14 protein-coding genes are annotated in these 14,829 nt (G+C 56.4%); 1 reads left to right on the top strand and 13 read right to left on the bottom strand.

The genetic code is table 11. The features are described from left to right. Positions 1-54: 54 nt before the first annotated feature. From JFN91_RS12575 to JFN91_RS12515, 13 genes are all read right to left on the bottom strand, one after another. Complete coding sequence (locus JFN91_RS12575; protein ID WP_199389542.1) at positions 55-396, bottom strand: DUF192 domain-containing protein; 342 nt, start codon at positions 394-396, stop codon at positions 55-57. Continuing rightward, on the bottom strand, positions 397-999 hold the full coding sequence (locus JFN91_RS12570) for an outer membrane beta-barrel protein (RefSeq protein ID WP_199389541.1): 603 nt from the start codon (positions 997-999) through the stop codon (positions 397-399). A 42-nt stretch (positions 1,000-1,041) separates the two neighbouring features. After that, the gene (locus JFN91_RS12565) at positions 1,042-1,956 is read right to left on the bottom strand and encodes an Ig-like domain-containing protein (RefSeq protein ID WP_199389540.1); all 915 of its coding nucleotides are present in this window, start codon (positions 1,954-1,956) and stop codon (positions 1,042-1,044) included. Between the two features lie 151 nt (positions 1,957-2,107). After that, positions 2,108-3,019 carry a type II secretion system F family protein gene (locus tag JFN91_RS12560; protein WP_199389539.1) on the bottom strand — a complete coding sequence of 304 codons (912 nt, stop codon included), beginning with the start codon at positions 3,017-3,019 and terminating at the stop codon, positions 2,108-2,110. A gap of 9 nt (positions 3,020-3,028) precedes the next feature. Beyond that, positions 3,029-3,991 (bottom strand): type II secretion system F family protein, encoded by a 963-nt coding sequence (locus JFN91_RS12555; RefSeq protein WP_199389538.1) that lies wholly within the window; start codon positions 3,989-3,991, stop codon positions 3,029-3,031. Between the two features lie 14 nt (positions 3,992-4,005). After that, positions 4,006-5,310: a CpaF family protein gene (locus JFN91_RS12550; RefSeq protein ID WP_199389537.1), complete on the bottom strand. Its 1,305-nt coding sequence runs from the start codon at positions 5,308-5,310 to the stop codon at positions 4,006-4,008. Positions 5,311-5,336: 26 nt separating this feature from the next. Beyond that, positions 5,337-6,455 (bottom strand): response regulator, encoded by a 1,119-nt coding sequence (locus tag JFN91_RS12545; RefSeq protein WP_199389536.1) that lies wholly within the window; start codon positions 6,453-6,455, stop codon positions 5,337-5,339. A gap of 24 nt (positions 6,456-6,479) precedes the next feature. Next, on the bottom strand, positions 6,480-7,571 hold the full coding sequence (locus JFN91_RS12540) for a TadE/TadG family type IV pilus assembly protein (RefSeq protein WP_199389535.1): 1,092 nt from the start codon (positions 7,569-7,571) through the stop codon (positions 6,480-6,482). After that, entirely contained in the window at positions 7,550-9,100 is a 1,551-nt protein-coding gene (locus tag JFN91_RS12535; RefSeq protein WP_199389534.1) for a type II and III secretion system protein family protein, read from the bottom strand. Before JFN91_RS12535 ends, JFN91_RS12540 begins: the two co-directional genes overlap by 22 nt. Positions 9,101-9,136: 36 nt before the next feature. Next, positions 9,137-10,057: a Flp pilus assembly protein CpaB gene (gene cpaB / locus JFN91_RS12530; protein WP_199389533.1), complete on the bottom strand. Its 921-nt coding sequence runs from the start codon at positions 10,055-10,057 to the stop codon at positions 9,137-9,139. A gap of 24 nt (positions 10,058-10,081) precedes the next feature. Continuing rightward, positions 10,082-10,561, bottom strand: a complete 480-nt coding sequence (locus JFN91_RS12525; protein WP_199389532.1) for a TadE family protein — start codon at positions 10,559-10,561, stop codon at positions 10,082-10,084. 189 nt (positions 10,562-10,750) lie between these two features. Then, a complete protein-coding gene (locus JFN91_RS12520) occupies positions 10,751-10,951 on the bottom strand; it encodes a Flp family type IVb pilin (RefSeq protein ID WP_215907373.1) in 201 nt (66 codons plus the stop codon). 642 nt (positions 10,952-11,593) lie between these two features. Further along, positions 11,594-13,060 carry a sigma-54 interaction domain-containing protein gene (locus JFN91_RS12515; RefSeq protein WP_199389531.1) on the bottom strand — a complete coding sequence of 489 codons (1,467 nt, stop codon included), beginning with the start codon at positions 13,058-13,060 and terminating at the stop codon, positions 11,594-11,596. A gap of 189 nt (positions 13,061-13,249) precedes the next feature. Here JFN91_RS12515 and JFN91_RS12510 point away from each other — a divergent pair, with 189 nt between their 5' ends. Continuing rightward, positions 13,250-14,659, top strand: a complete 1,410-nt coding sequence (locus JFN91_RS12510) for an ATP-binding protein (protein WP_199389530.1) — start codon at positions 13,250-13,252, stop codon at positions 14,657-14,659. Positions 14,660-14,829: the final 170 nt, after the last annotated feature.

The raw sequence follows: 14,829 nt of genomic DNA, 5'->3' as shown, positions 1-14,829 counted from the left end.
CTAGAAAGGTTTAGGGAGATCAACGCGAGGGCAGATCTAAACCTGAAGCATGGCCTAGCCGATCTCGATCCTGTTACCTATGGTAGTCAAAGCTGCGTCCAGTGTCCCCGCCGGAAGTTCAAGGACACTGGACGCTTTGGGGTAAAAACCGGAAAGCCTGTTGGGACTGAGTGTTGTCGACACCGCAACAACCCGCAGTTCAACATCTAAAAACGCGACGTCTATTGGAAATTTCATGCCGAAGGTATGGACGCTGTTGCAGGGCTTGATCCACAGCCCCTGCCCCTGCGGCAACTCTCCTTTCCCAAGGAGTCCCCTGAGCCTTGACAGGAACGTATCCGCGACTGACACGTCCTGAGCGAGCTCGGTGCCTGAGTTGACGTCGACGGCTCTCATCTACTCGATGATCTTGTCAGGCAGGAACAGGCGCAGCCCGATCATGCCGACGAAACTGTTGGGGTTATATTCCTGCGGGGTGGCCTTAATGTTTCCCGCAGGGGCAAAGACGCCCTTGAGTTCTGCGGTGAGAGCAACGCCTCTCGTAGCAAAATAATCAAGGCCTGCACTCACATGCCCACCGGTAGTCCACTCCAGCCCGTACCTGCGGTCGGACATATTGTTGAATTTCCCAGTGATGAAATCGACCCCTGCGCCCAGGTAGGGTACCAGGTTGCTGTCCGGAGTGAAGCGGTACTGCAGCCCCAGGGAAATGTCGGTCAGCGAAGCCTCCCCCACCTTCCCGCCGGCCGCTTGAACATTGAGGACTGGGGCATGCGTGATATCAAGCTCAGCGGCAAGGTTGTCGCCGAGGCCGTAGATGACGCCTCCACCTGCGGCGAACCCGGTGTTGGTTTCGTCGACACCGGTGATGAAGTCATCTTGGATGGGCATGAGGAATCCGACCTTGCCGTTGAGGCCAATCCGCCCCTGGATGCTTTCGGCCAAGGCGTTGGAGAAAAGCAGGAGCAGCAGAACCAGTGTGAACGAGATGACGCGCATCAGACCTCCTTCAGAACTGTACAAGATGTTGCCAAATCAGCGTCAGTTCGGCTGCAGATTCTCCAGGGTGGCGATAAATCCGCCGTAGGAGAATATTGTAGCCGCCAAGTTGTTGATGTCAGGCGCCTCGGCCTTATAGATCACCGAGCAGGAGTTTTGACTCCCCATGGGCGGGACGTCCAGGGAGACCCCTGCATTGAAGATGCCCCGACCCGTGTCATCAGTGGTCACGGTCTGGCTGGTCGTTTCAGGGGAATCGATGAAGACTGGGCAATTCCCTATCCGGCTGTAGATGTTGACCGTCACCGGCACGCGCGTCCTGGGGACGCCGTTGTTATCAAGGATCTGGAATGGGACCAACTGCAGTATCGTTCTGGGCGGCGAAGGAAGCACCACTGCATCCAACGTCACCTTGAGGGTGTTCAGAGTACCGTCGGGGTCAGTGGGGGCCTTGTTCGTTATGAACTTGATGACGTTGGTCTCGCTGACAACGATCTTGAAAATGGCCACCGAGGTCACCAACTGGTTTTGGACCGTGGAGGACGCCTTCACGATGACATCGACCGCCGAGGAGGTGGCGGGTGTCCCGGCCCTGAGGAAGTTGACGGCCTTGCCGTTGGAATCCGTGTAGACGATAACGGGGTCTACGGAGACTGGTCCGTCCACCGACTCGAACTTGACCGGCTGGTTGGCAACCGGTTTGCCCGCGGAATCGATCAGAGTCGCGGTGGCGATGACGATGCTGTTCGCCCCGACGGTCGTTCCGGTGCCGGAGGCAGGGGTCACCCCGAGAGTGAGGTTGTAAGAAAGTACTGTCCCGGCGCCGCTTGGGACGGTGGGATTTCCTGACCCGGGGGTGAACGGATCGGCACTACCACTGGAATTGCCGCCGCAGCCAGCCAGCGCAAGCATTAGAACGGTAATCAATATGCTAGCTATAGTCTTTAAATAACGCATACCTCCTCCTCACGCTTTAGGACCAGCCTGCAACTATTTTCACTTCTTGCAAAGTCTGGAATATATCAGGGCAAGTTCGACCGCGATTACCATCAAAACAGCGCTGTTTAAATCGAAATGCATAACCTACCTCCTTGCTAGTGGGAAAGGACTATTTAAAAAGAATCTTGGTGATCTGGACATAGGCCGGCCCCAAGATGACGACCAACAGTGCGGGGAAAACGAACACTACCAACGGGAAAATCATCTTGATAGTAGTCTTGGCTGCGGCCTCTTCAGCGAGTTGCCTCCGCTTGGTTCGCAGAGTGTCGGCATGAACGGTCAGGGCTTGGCTTAGGCTGGTACCAAACCTCTCGGTCTGCGCCAGCATGGTGACGAAGGACTTGACATCATCCACCATGGTTCGTTCAGCCATGTCCTTGAGCGCCTCAATACGTGGTTTCCCTGCCCTGGTTTCCATGCTGGCGACCTTTATCTCCCTTGCAAGCGGATCGTTCGAGAACTGCGGGACTTCCGTAGTCTTGATCATGGCGGCATCCATGCTGAGCCCGGCATTAACGCACACAGTCAAGAGGTCGAGGACGTCTGGCAAGGTATGGAAGATTTTCAGCTTTCTTTCGTTGTACTGGTGGAACAGCCAGTAACTCGGTGCCAGATAGCCGATGATCGCCAGCATAATCGCTACCAGGAGCAGCATGCGGTCAAGCGCTAGTCCCTTCGCAATGATGTAGAAAAAAACGAAGAGGCTTGGCAGGAGTAAGGCGAGCAAGATTTTGCAACCGAAAAAGACGTGTATGCTCTCCCGTTTGTACCCTGCGGCAACAAGCAATCTGGTGTATTTCCCCTGCTCCTTAGGCGACAGTTTTAGTGACTTCCCCACCTGCCCCAACTGGTCGTACCATTTGGGGGGCTCAGACACCAACTCGACCTTGCTTGCTTCCTTCACTTCGAATTTCTCGAGCCTGCCCTGCACCGCGCTGCGCCGCGCTAGGTACGGGTATATTGCGGCTACGGTAAGGAGCAAGATAGCGATAAACATGACTGCTGTTATTGCTAAAACCATCGTCGTCCCCTATATCCGTATCCTGATGATCTTCCTTATGACCAGAAAGCCCAGAACCTGCAGCACCACAGCCAGAGCGAGCACGAACATCCCCTTGGTCTCTTTGTAAAGCAGCGACTCGTACTTAGGATTCAGGATGTTGAAGATCAAAAAAGTAAAAACCGGCAAAACACCAAGAACGTAACCGGTCATGCGCCCTTGTGCTGTATAAACCCGGACCTGTCTTCTGATCTTCAGTCGTTCACGGATCGTCACCGCGAGATTTTCAAGAATGTCGGAAAGGTTGCCGCCGACATCGTTGTTTATCGAGATCGCGGTGGTGAAGAATCTTAAGTCGAGGCTTTCGACTCTCTCGTTCAAGTTGCTGAGCGTCTCGGTTATTCTCAGCCCCAGCAACTGCTGTTCGTAAGCAGTCTTGAAAAGTTCCCCGACCGGGTCCTGGATCTCCTCCCCGACTAACTGGATGGCACTGTTAAAGGAGTGCCCGGCTCTCAGTGAGCGCGAAATCATGGTGAGGGCATCCGGGAACAATTCCGTGAACCGCTCAAGACGCTGGCTGATCTTGAATGAGAGGAAAACGAACGGGATCAGCGATATCATCACAGCACACAGCAGCGCGATCAAGAATGATTTGGATAAAAGCAGGATGACCAAAAAACCGATGACGGTACCCGCTACGGCGAGCATGAGAAAACGCGAGGCTGTCATGTTGAGCCCGGCATGATCAAGCTTCTTGTCCAAGTCCCGGGTCAGGGGCAGCTTGGCAAGAATCTGGTCCAGTGGCGGAATCTCCCTGATGATTTCGGCGCGCAGGTCTTCCGGCAATCCCTGGGCACTGGTATCCCTGGCAAGTCGCTGCAGGCGCCTTTTCAATTCGTACTTCGGGGAGGACCGCACCGACGTAACGCCGAAGTACAGGGCCAACAATAGAAAGAATACGGCCAGGAATGTAACGACAATAATCGGTAACATCGAAATACCTGCCTCTAATTCTCGAAGATGCCCTGGGGCAGTTCGAATCCGTACACCCTGAAGCGTTCCGCGAACATCGGCCTGACCCCGGTGGCCCGGTACTCGCCGACCACCCTCCCCTCCTTGTCGATCCCCTTCTGGTCGAACACGAATACGTCGTGCATGACGATGGTGTTGCCTTCCATGCCGGTGACCTCGGATAGTTTCACCACCTTCCTGGTACCGTCGGAGAAGCGAACCAGCTGCACCACCACGTTGAGCGCGGAGGACACCTGTTCCCTGATCGCGCGCTCGGGGAGGTCCATCCCCGCCATGAGAACCATGGTTTCGATACGGGCCAGCGCGTCGCGGGTCGTGTTGGCATGGACGGTGGAGATGGAACCGTCATGACCGGTGTTCATGGCCTGAAGCATGTCCAGCGCCTCGCCGCCGCGGATCTCGCCCAGGACGATCCGGTCCGGCCTCATCCTCAGGGCGTTGCGCACCAGGTCGCGCTGGGTGACTTCGCCCCTCCCCTCGATATTCGGCGGCCTCGTTTCCAGCCGCACCACGTGCTCCTGCTTGAGCTGCAGCTCGGCCGAATCCTCGATGGTGACCACGCGCTCGTCGTGCGGGATGTAGGCCGAGAGCACGTTGAGCATGGTGGTCTTACCGGTGCCGGTACCACCCGAGATGAGGATATTGAGCCTGGTTTTGACCGCTCCCTCGAGGAGCCGCTGCATCCTCTGGTCGAGCGTCCCCAGGGTGAGCAGGTCCTCCATCTTGAGGGGATCCTGGCCGAAGCGCCGGATGGAGAGCACCGGACCATCCAGGGCCAGCGGCGGAATGATCGCATTAACGCGGGAGCCGTCGGGAAGCCGCGCGTCGACGTAGGGGGAGGACTCGTCGATGCGGCGTCCCACCTTGGAGACGATGCGCTCGATAATCTGCAACAGGTGGGCGTTGTCCTTGAAGCAGACGTCGGTCTTGACCAGCTTACCGAAGCGCTCCACGTAGACCTGTGAGGCCTTGTTGACCAGGATGTCGGAGACGTGGGGATCGGCTAACAGCGGCTCCAGTGGCCCCAGGCCGAAGGTCTCGTGCTGGATCTCGACCACGAGGCGGTCGCGCTCGAACTGGTTCAGCGGCACTCCTTCCTCGATGATCAGGTTCTCGATGACGAAGCCGATCTCCCGGTTGAGCTCGTTGCTCCCTAAAAGATCCAGCTTGGCGAGATCGAGCCGCTCGATCAGGCGCCGGTGGATGCGGCTCTTGAGATCCTGGAAGAATTCCTGGTCCTGGATTGTGCCTGGGATGCGAAATGGGTCGTTAGGCGTCATGGTGGCCTCTCGTAGCGGTAGTCTGTTTACTTGACCAGCTCGGCAAGCGACAACATCGCCTTGCTGACCGGCGACCGGGGCGACATCTTCACCACCGGCATCCCCTTGTTTATGGAACCGACCACGTCCAGGTACTCATTGGGTATGGTCTGGAACACGGTGTGGCCAAGCACCTTCTCGGCATCCTTCACCTGGATGTCGGCCTTGGGGAGGTAGCGGTTGACCACCAGTTTCAGCCGGTCCTTGCGCAGCCCCTTGCGCTCCATGGCGGTCAGGTAACGCTTGGAGTTCTTGAGCGCCGGGAGGCTCAGCGCGGTGGTAAACAGGATCAGGTCTGAGGACTCGAATATAGTCATGTTGCACCCGGCCAGCGGCCCGCCGCAGTCAACCACGACGTAGGTGAAGACGCCCTTGAGGAATTCCAGGATGCGGCGCACCTGATCCGGGGTGATGGAAATGGCGTCGTCCACTTCGTTGGGCTCCGTGAGAACGAAGGGACCGGAGGAGTGCCGGGTCATCACCGTCATCAGGAAGTTGGCATCGAGCCGATCGATGTTGCTGGTGACGCTGCTCAAGGTATAGGTCGGGTTGACGTCGAGGAAGGTGCTGATGTCGCCGGAATAGATGTTGAGATCCACCAGCGCAACCTTGGTCCCCTCCGAGGCGAGGCTCGCGGCGAGGTTTACCGCCACAGTTGTGGTCCCGGCCCCCCCGGTCGGGTAGTACACCGAGATGAGCTTGCCGTTGGGGGCCTTCTCTGGTGTAGAGAAGAAGAAGCGCCCCACCTTCTGCAGGGCCTGTTTCAGTTCCTCCTGGGTGATGGGTCGCAGCATGTACTCCACGGCGCCGGCACGCATGAGCGAGAGGATCCAGTCGGAGCTTTTTTCCGAGGAGCAGACGATGACCGAGGTCCGGGGGAAATTGGAGGTAATATGCTGTACCTCCTGCATGCCGCGCTGGATGTCGTTCACCTCGAGCATTACCACGTTGGGCGAACCCTTCTCGATGATCCTCAGGCCTGCGCTGAAATTATCAACGGACCCGACTATACTGATCGTCTCGGAAAAGGGTTTCAGCGTCGCCTCGATAGATTCCCGGGCAGAAGCTTCACTGTCGATGATGGCTAAACTGATACGTGGCGGCATACGGTGGCGATTCCTTTTTTTCCGTTATTTAACCAGGGTCGGTATACCGCCCACCAGCCGCGGATCTCCGCAGGGCAGGCACTCGATCTTGCTGAAGGTTACACCGGGTGAAGATCCTTTGACGACGGAGGTGATCCACGCTATGGCGAAATTCGCTAGTGGATACGGGATGGGCTGGTCACCTGGCGGACAAGCAGAAACGGTTTTCCCATCCTTCCCCACTCCGTCAGAAACTATCGGGACAATAACTTCCCAGTAGCCGGAATCATTCTTGCGGGCATCGAACTCATCAATCAATTCATTGACTGCCTCACCGATGCCGTTGTTGGTATAAATTTCTTTATTGCACACGTCGGGAGGATGCAACTCTCCGTGTATGTATTTAGCGATATCGCTTTTGGGACCAAGGTCGGTTGCCTGGGAAGTAAAAGAGAATTCGGTCCATCCAAGTGTGAGCTCAGCTGGAGGCGGGGGAGGAGGATCTTTCCCCTTGCCCGAGTCGATCTTGGTGGGGTCGTTCTCTTTGAAGAAAAATTTGACTGCAGGAGGAATCGTCTTGGAGCACACCGTCTGACAAAGGGCAATGGGTATCGTAGGCCGGGGAGGCCTGCTAGCGATAGCCTGCGCTGCTGCCGACATCTCAGCCCACCCCTCGCCACCGCCTGGGAGCAGCGAGAAGATATTGCCAAAGAAAGTGTGAACGCGCCCCTGCTCCGCGGCAGTGGCACCAGCTTCCGTCCGGCGCGCCACAACTTTGACAGCATTGACCACCTTGCCGGACGGCAGGGGAGGTGCGGTGAACGTAGAGGTTTTTGCCTCCCAATTACCCACGGTGACATCGTCGTCGGTTATGACCACCGGATCTCCGGCAGCCTTGTTGGCGGCCGCGAATTCCTTTGCCTTCGCCTTGACATCGGTAGGTACGGAAAGGTTCATGGCGGCACCGGCAAGCGCGGCTGCATCAGCTGCGTTCTGCAGTTGCCCTTTGGCGACGTACATGTAGCCCATATCCACCGCCAAACTGACGAACCCAACCAGGACCACGATCATCAGCGCAATGTAGACCAGCGCGAAACCTCTTTCATTTCTTTTCTTTACTGTCCCAAAGGCATCCATGACAGTTCCTTCTCCTGCTCAGGAGTAAGCTTCTTGTCAGTCGGCAGTTCAGTCTTTACCCCAGGCGCCGTAGGCTTCACTATTTTCGGAGTGATGAAGAACACAAGTTCTTTTTCCTTTATGTCCTTGCTGCTGGAGCGAAACAGGGCTCCCAGGATCGGGATGTCCCCCAACACGGGGATCTTGGACATGTTCCTGACCTCTTCCTCCTGGAGCAGGCCTGCGAGGATCAGGCTTTCCCCGTCTCTAAGTTCCACGCTGGTGTCGACGGTCCTGGAGTCGATGATCGGGTAACCGTTGACTGGCAGATATCCTTGGATGCTGCTGACCTCGGCAGGGTTTATCTTGAGCGAGATCATGCCACTTTCCATTACTTCCGGTTTGAACTTAAGCTTTATGCCGATGGTCTCGTAGTGGATCGTCGTGGTAGAGGTCCCTTCTTTGCTTTCCAAGATGGCAATGGGGACCTTGCTTCCCGCCAAGAAGTTCCCTTCCTGGCTGCTCTTGACCAAAAGATTCGGCTCGGCGAGGACTTTGGCGAGCCCTTTCGAGCTCAAGGCCTGTAAAACGGAGCCGATGCCGGCGGGGAAGTACGAAACGCCGGCTTGGAACGCACCGAGCGGGGTTATGTTGCCCAGCCCCGCAACCGTTGCCGTCGACGTCCCGGAGGTCGTTCCGGTAGTGGCCCCGGAAGTGGTCCCGGAAGTAGTACCCGAAGTTGTAGTCGTGCCTGCACCTGCCCCAGCCCCGGTTATGGCGCCGTTGGGCGCCGCAACGATGTTGGAAAAACCTTCAGCGGTGCTTCCCTTTACGAGAAAGCTGAAACCCAATTTCTTAAGGGAGGTCTTGTCCACCTGGGCGACCTTTACCTGCAGCAACACCTGCTGAGGTTCGTTGACCGTGATGCTGTTGATGACCTTGGCGGAGAAGGCCTTGGCTATCTCCTGCGCCTTGCTTCTGGTCTGGTCGTTGGCGACGTTGCCCGAGAGCACCACCGTGTCGTTGGCGTACTGCACCTCGATGGTGTCGTTGGGAGCCATCTCCTTCAACTGACTCTGGATCGTCTCTCGGTCGCCGACCACCCTCAGGTCGAAGAAGGTGGGCACGGGACGTTCGTCCCCTTCCCCTCTGGTCCAGATGATCATGCTGGTGCTGCCGATATTGATGCCGTCGAGTTTCAGCACGTACTCGGAGAGCACCTCGGGCACCACAAACTTGTTGGTGTTCCCCGTGTCTGTTTCCGAGGTCCTCTTTCTGACCGCACTGGCCGGTACCACGTTGGACGCATCGGCCATACCGGGCCTTGCCACGGGGACTGTCTCGTCAACGTCCTTTTCCTTCGCCTCTTTTTTGGTGTTGGCAAGGGTCACCAGCACGATCTTCTTGTTCTGGCTCTTGAAGTCCACCAGGATGCTCTTATAAAGTCCTACCTCCAGAGGTACGCCGGCGTATGCCGCCGTCACACTTGCACAGGTCACCAACAGCGCCCACACCAGCAACTGCAGTTGTTTTTTAAGGACGATGATCATCAAAGCACCTCATTCGTGAGCTGAAGGTCAGCCGATCTATTGAAGGACGAATTCCTTGGTGGTACGCACGCCGCCGTCTATGAGCGTGACGGTGTGGCCACTGCGCGGAGGGGGCACGGTAGCCTGCGGCCTCGGGGCCGCCACGACGCGCTGCTTCTTGGCCGCAGGGCGCTTGGCCGCGACCGTCACCGCTTTCGGCGCGGGTGCCGCTGCCGGGGCTGCAACAGGCGGCTGGGCCGAACCGGCAAGCACCTTGGCTATAGTTGCTCCCCTGGCCTCTGTTGGGCCCGTATCGGCTATATTGCGCAGCAAAAGTTGCAAGGATCCCCTGCTGGCCCCCAAGACCAGCCGCTCGGAGTCATCGGGAGTGAGGTCTAGTGTTACGGTAGGAACCACCACCGGTTTGCCTTCTTTTTGTTCTGTAATCTGACCGGTGGCCAGGACAGGCACGTTCTGCAGGATGATCTTGCTAATCTTTTCGGCTTGGACGCCTGGAATGGGTGTAGTGAGTACCACGTCGACGCGGTCGTTGGGGGTGACGAAGCCGGCTACGCCGGCAACTTCGTTAACGGCCACCGTGACGGCCCGGTGACCGACGGGAATGATGTAGGTCATGAAGCCAGCACCCTGCGCGGCAGCTTTGGGTTTAAGCTTCTGTTCGGTCACCGCGTCACCCTTGGAGATGGCGCGGATGGCGACACGCCCAACCAAGGGCTTAGGTTCAAGTGAACTGCCAGGAGGGATGCTGTCCTTGGGCCAGGAGGTCACCTTCAATTGGGACTCGCTGATCATGCTGCCGATGGGGATGTCCGTTGCAGCGACAACGATCTTCTGCGGCTGGACCGCTTTGGTCTTATCCATCTCCCCTTGCAGGTAGTGGAAGGTGAGCCAGGCTGCAATCCCTGCAAAGACAAGAGCAAGAATAGCCACAATGATCACTGCCTTGGGTCGAGTCATAGCACCTCCTGAAGATAACCAAAACTATTCATAACGCATCGAGGCTTGAGCGGTGATCAGGTTTGTAATGGGAATAAGGAGAGGAAGTATAGCCTCGTACTTATCCCAACTAATAGTGACGGATACGCTGTCGCCAGAGCTCAGGCCCACCGGGGATGCTAACTCGGTGTAAGCGACAGAGACAACCACCTCGTTTTTCGGAATACCATTGTAAATGGCGTCGCAAACAGCTCGATATACAGCACCATCCTCGGCTTTATATTCGTCGGAGGTGCAAGCCAGAGTGTGGGCGTCTTTCCCGGTGCTCGCCATCCCGCCAGGATGCAACGTGGCATCATATTTGGGAGTAACCACGGCAGTGCGAACGGCGGCTCTGGCGGCACTGGTAAGCGTGTTCCTTAGATACAGGTACCGGCCAAACTCAAAGAGCCCCATGACTAAAAGGATCAAGATAGGAATCACTATTGCAGTTTCGACCAATGCTTGTCCTTTTTGGTATTTCATTGTTTTGCCTTAATAATATGGATAATGTTGATACTTTCTATTGGTATTCTTTTATACAACCAAAACAATATGTCAAGCACTCTAATACAAAAAAGAGAATCTGATTCTGAATAAGTACTAATCTTCAGAAAAAGATTCTCCTTTATGAACTCCACCAACCACCTCAACTACAACCACGAACGACAACCTCTATTTCTGCTTCAGTGCGTTGTTAACGGTACAGAAGGCTTTGCAAGTTTCCTTCCCTAGCGCGGTCATGATCGCGATAACAACGATGGCGATGAGCACGAGGATGAGGGCGTACTCAACCAAGCCCTGACCTTTTTCGGTCTTGAGGGAGTCTAAGCAGGTGAGAAGGCGCACGTACTGAAACTTGATCCAATCGAGCATGACAATCTCCTTTTTTTTGGTGAGATATGAGACCGACACCCACAAAAAGATGTCGCGGAAAACTATTGTGATACTCATTTCCCGGCATTTTTCACAGAAGAGTTTATTACCTCATAGGTATTGCCAACCTGTCGGCCGAATGCTACGACCATGGCGAAGATCACCATGGTTATCAAAACCAGCAACAGCGCGTACTCGACGAGCCCCTGCCCTTTACAGCCGCCCAGCCTCGACCGCAGGCAAGATAAACAGTTTTTAAATTTTTCCATAGATAGTCACGTCGAATTCTCTGAGGGCACGATCAGCCGCTGTGTAATATTTATATTTCTGTTATTAATTATAGTCAATACCACTATCGACCAAAAAAAAATTATTGTTTTATAATGTTACGTTTACACTATGCCAATACATTAACTTTCTATAATTTAACAATCATCGTTTAGTTCAGCAAACCATCAGCATAATGTGTGCCGCACCTCGTCCATGTGAGATATTTTTCTTAAGTACTATCTGATTACGGGAAATTAGAGATAGGTTGGGCTGTCACGGGGATGCGGGCGCGACCGGAAAGTGTCAGGAAGGTGTAAGGGACTGTAAAGCTGACTGTAAAGGAGGTGTAAAGCAGGTGCGGAGGCCGGCGGGCTATTTCATGTCGCCCCTGTTTATCCCGTGCTTCTTGATGAGGGCGTACATGCTGGGGCGGCTGATGTTCAACTGGCGGGCGGCCCTGGCAATGACGTAATCATTTTGCTCCAGCACCTTGATGACTTGGTCCTTCCGGACCGGGCCGGACTTGCAGTCGACAGCACCAACCCCGGGGTCTTCGTACCGGGCGAGTTCCATCTCTTCCGGGTCGACCACCGTTCCCGCCGCCATCAAAAAGCCACGCCTCACCTTGTTCTCCAACTCCCTTACGTTGCCCGGCCAAGAATGATTGCGGATGGCATCCAGTGCGTCATCGGAAAACTCCATGGACCGATTTTCGCTGCAGGAGAACTTCTCCAGAAAATACTTCGCCAGGCGCACCTTGTCCTCTCCCCGCTCGCGCAAGGGGGGGAGCTTGATGGTGAAGGAGTTGAGTCGGTAGAAGAGGTCGGTACGGAAATGCCCCTGCGTTATCGCCCGCTGCAGGTCGCAGTTGGTGGCGGCGACGATCCTTACGTCGATTTTTCTGGAGTGCGCCGACCCCACCGGCTGAACCAGCCTGTCCTCGAGAAAGCGCAGCAGTTTCGCCTGCAGGCTGGCCGGAAGGTCTCCGATTTCGTCCAAAAACAGCGTGCCGCCGTCGGCGGACTCGAATTTCCCTTTCTTGGTGGCGTAGGCCCCCGTGAACGCCCCCTTCTCGTACCCGAACAGCTCGGCCTCCAGAAGGGTCTCGGGAATAGCTGCGCAGTTCACAGCGACGAATGGACCGTCCCTGCGCGTGCTGAGATGGTGCAGGGACTTCGCGGTCAGTTCCTTGCCGGTCCCGCTCTCGCCCAGAAGGAGCACGCTCATTTCCGTGGGAGCCACCTTCCTGATCATGGAAAACACGGAGAGCATCCCCTCGGAGGTGCCCACGAACTCCTTGTCTGGGGAGCGGTGCTGGATCTTCAGGAGCTTGGAATCGACGAAGTGGATGATTTTCTGGATGTGTTCCAGGTTGAGCCGGCTCAGGCGGATGTTGAGCCGCTGGGCGAAGGTGTTCTCGATGTGCCGTTCGAGGTAGTTGTTTTTGGCGAAGTTGAGGTAGAGGTTGCACTTGTCGCAGGAGCCTTCACGGGAGCCGTCGGGGTGGCCGCAGTAGGGGCAGGAATTCTCCTCGGAGAGGTTGTCCCTGATGTGGACCCAAAGTGCCTGCATGGTGTCGTGGTCGGAGTAGAACAGGCGGATGGCGGCGCCTGTTTTACCCTGGCGGACCAGTTTGGCCAGAAGCTCCACCTCGCCGCTACCGGGGAGAACCGGCCTGATAGCGAAGATCTCGCTCAGCTGGGTGGAAAGGCCGTCCACCAGGGCGCCACTGAGGCTCAGTTCCCTGATGGTTACCTGCTCTTGCGGCCTGTCTTCCCGTGCGATGTAGCAAACAGTGGAGTCAAGATGCGTGCGGGCTCTGACATCAAGTCTACCCATGCCGCCCCCTAGAGAGTCAGCGACATCACTGGACTCTTTAGTTAAAATATGACAATACTATAAACACAGTGACATGCTTACACAAGGACTAAGTTTTGAGAGACGCGATTCAGGCCAGTCCTTTACATGTTGAAGTTTTGAGGTAAATCTTACCACGAAGCCGCGCATATGACAGTCATGGGGGAAACAATGTTCATTCTCGGTGAGAAACTGGTTAAGGAAAACATCATTACCCAGCCACAACTTGACGAGGCGCTGGATCGGCAGCGCCGGCTCGGGGGGAGGCTCGGGCAGAACCTGGTCGCCCTGGGGCACGTCACCGAACAGGACATTAAGAAGCAGTACCAACGAAATCCCCCACCCCCAAAATGCGTGGAGGACACCGGGCTCGACCTCTCCTTCATTACCGATCTGGTCCTGAAGCACATCGTCTTCATGGGGGAGTTCCGCATGGGGGACGTCGTGGAGCGGATCAAGCTCCCCATGACCATCGTGAACCGTGCGCTGGAAATCCTGAAGCGGGAGAAGTTCGTCGAGATCAAGGGCGCCACGAGCTACGCGTCGGCTACCTACACCTTCAAGGTCACCGAATCCGGACAAAAGCGCAGCCTGGAGCTGATGGACCTGTGCCGCTACGCCGGCCCGGCGCCGGTCACCCTGGACGAGTACCAGACCATGGTGGAACTGCAGACCGTGAAGTGCGTCACCATCAGCGATGAGACGCTGCGGGATGCCTTTTCCCACCTGGTGTGCCGGGAGGACCTGTTCCGCCGCCTGGGACCGGCCATCACCTCGGGGAAAACCGTCTTCATCTACGGCCCCCCCGGCAACGGCAAGACGGCGATCGCGGAGGCGGTGGGGCGCGTCCCGACGGACTTCGTCTACGTCCCCTACGCCATCGATGTCGGCGGCCAGATCATCAGCGTCTTCGACCCGGTGAACCATATCCCGGTCCCCCCTGCCATGCTGACCGAGAACGTGGACCAGCGCTGGGTGCTGGTGCGCAGGCCGGTGGTGATGGTGGGGGGCGAGCTCACCATGAGGATGCTCGACCTCGACTTCAACCGCATATCCAAGTACTACGAGGCATCGCTGCAGCTGAAGGCCAACAACGGCATCTTCATCCTGGACGACTTCGGCAGGCAGCAGATCGAGCCGCGGGACATCCTGAACCGCTGGATCGTCCCGCTGGACCGGCATATCGACTTCATGACCCTGCACACCGGCATGAAGTTCGCCGTCCCCTTCGACATGCTGGTCATCTTCGCCACCAACCTCGAGCCGACCGAGTTGCTGGACGAGGCCTTCCTGCGCAGGATCAGGTACAAGGTGGAGATAGACCGCCCCACTGAACCGGAGTACCAGAAGATCTTCAAGGGGGTCTGCAGCGCCAGCGACGTGCCCTTCAGCCAGGAGGCGTATGACTACCTGATGAGTTACTGCTACAAGCAGTACGGCGCGATCCCGAATGCGTGCCACCCGCGCGACCTCATAGAGCAGATCATCGTCGAGTCCCGCTACAACAACCAGCCCGCGCGACTGACTAAGGAAAGTATTGAGATGGCATGTTCCAATTATTTTGTTAGAATGGAGACATGACGCAGGCCGTTCGCACTACCGGTCTGTCTGCAAGCGGCACTGCGATGTTGTTTTGTAACAGTCCTGGAGGGATTCGTAACACAGCAGTTGGCATCCATTGTCATTCACACCGGTCCGGTTGTCCATGCCATGCGATTTCAGTATGAAAGGATGCCATCCGCGGGGAGAGG

This window comes from Geomonas anaerohicana, from assembly GCF_016458305.1.
GTDB classification, from domain to species: Bacteria; Desulfobacterota; Desulfuromonadia; order Geobacterales; family Geobacteraceae; genus Geomonas; species Geomonas anaerohicana.
Note: the sequence above shows the minus strand (reverse complement) of the source record. Positions and strands in the feature narration are given on the sequence as shown.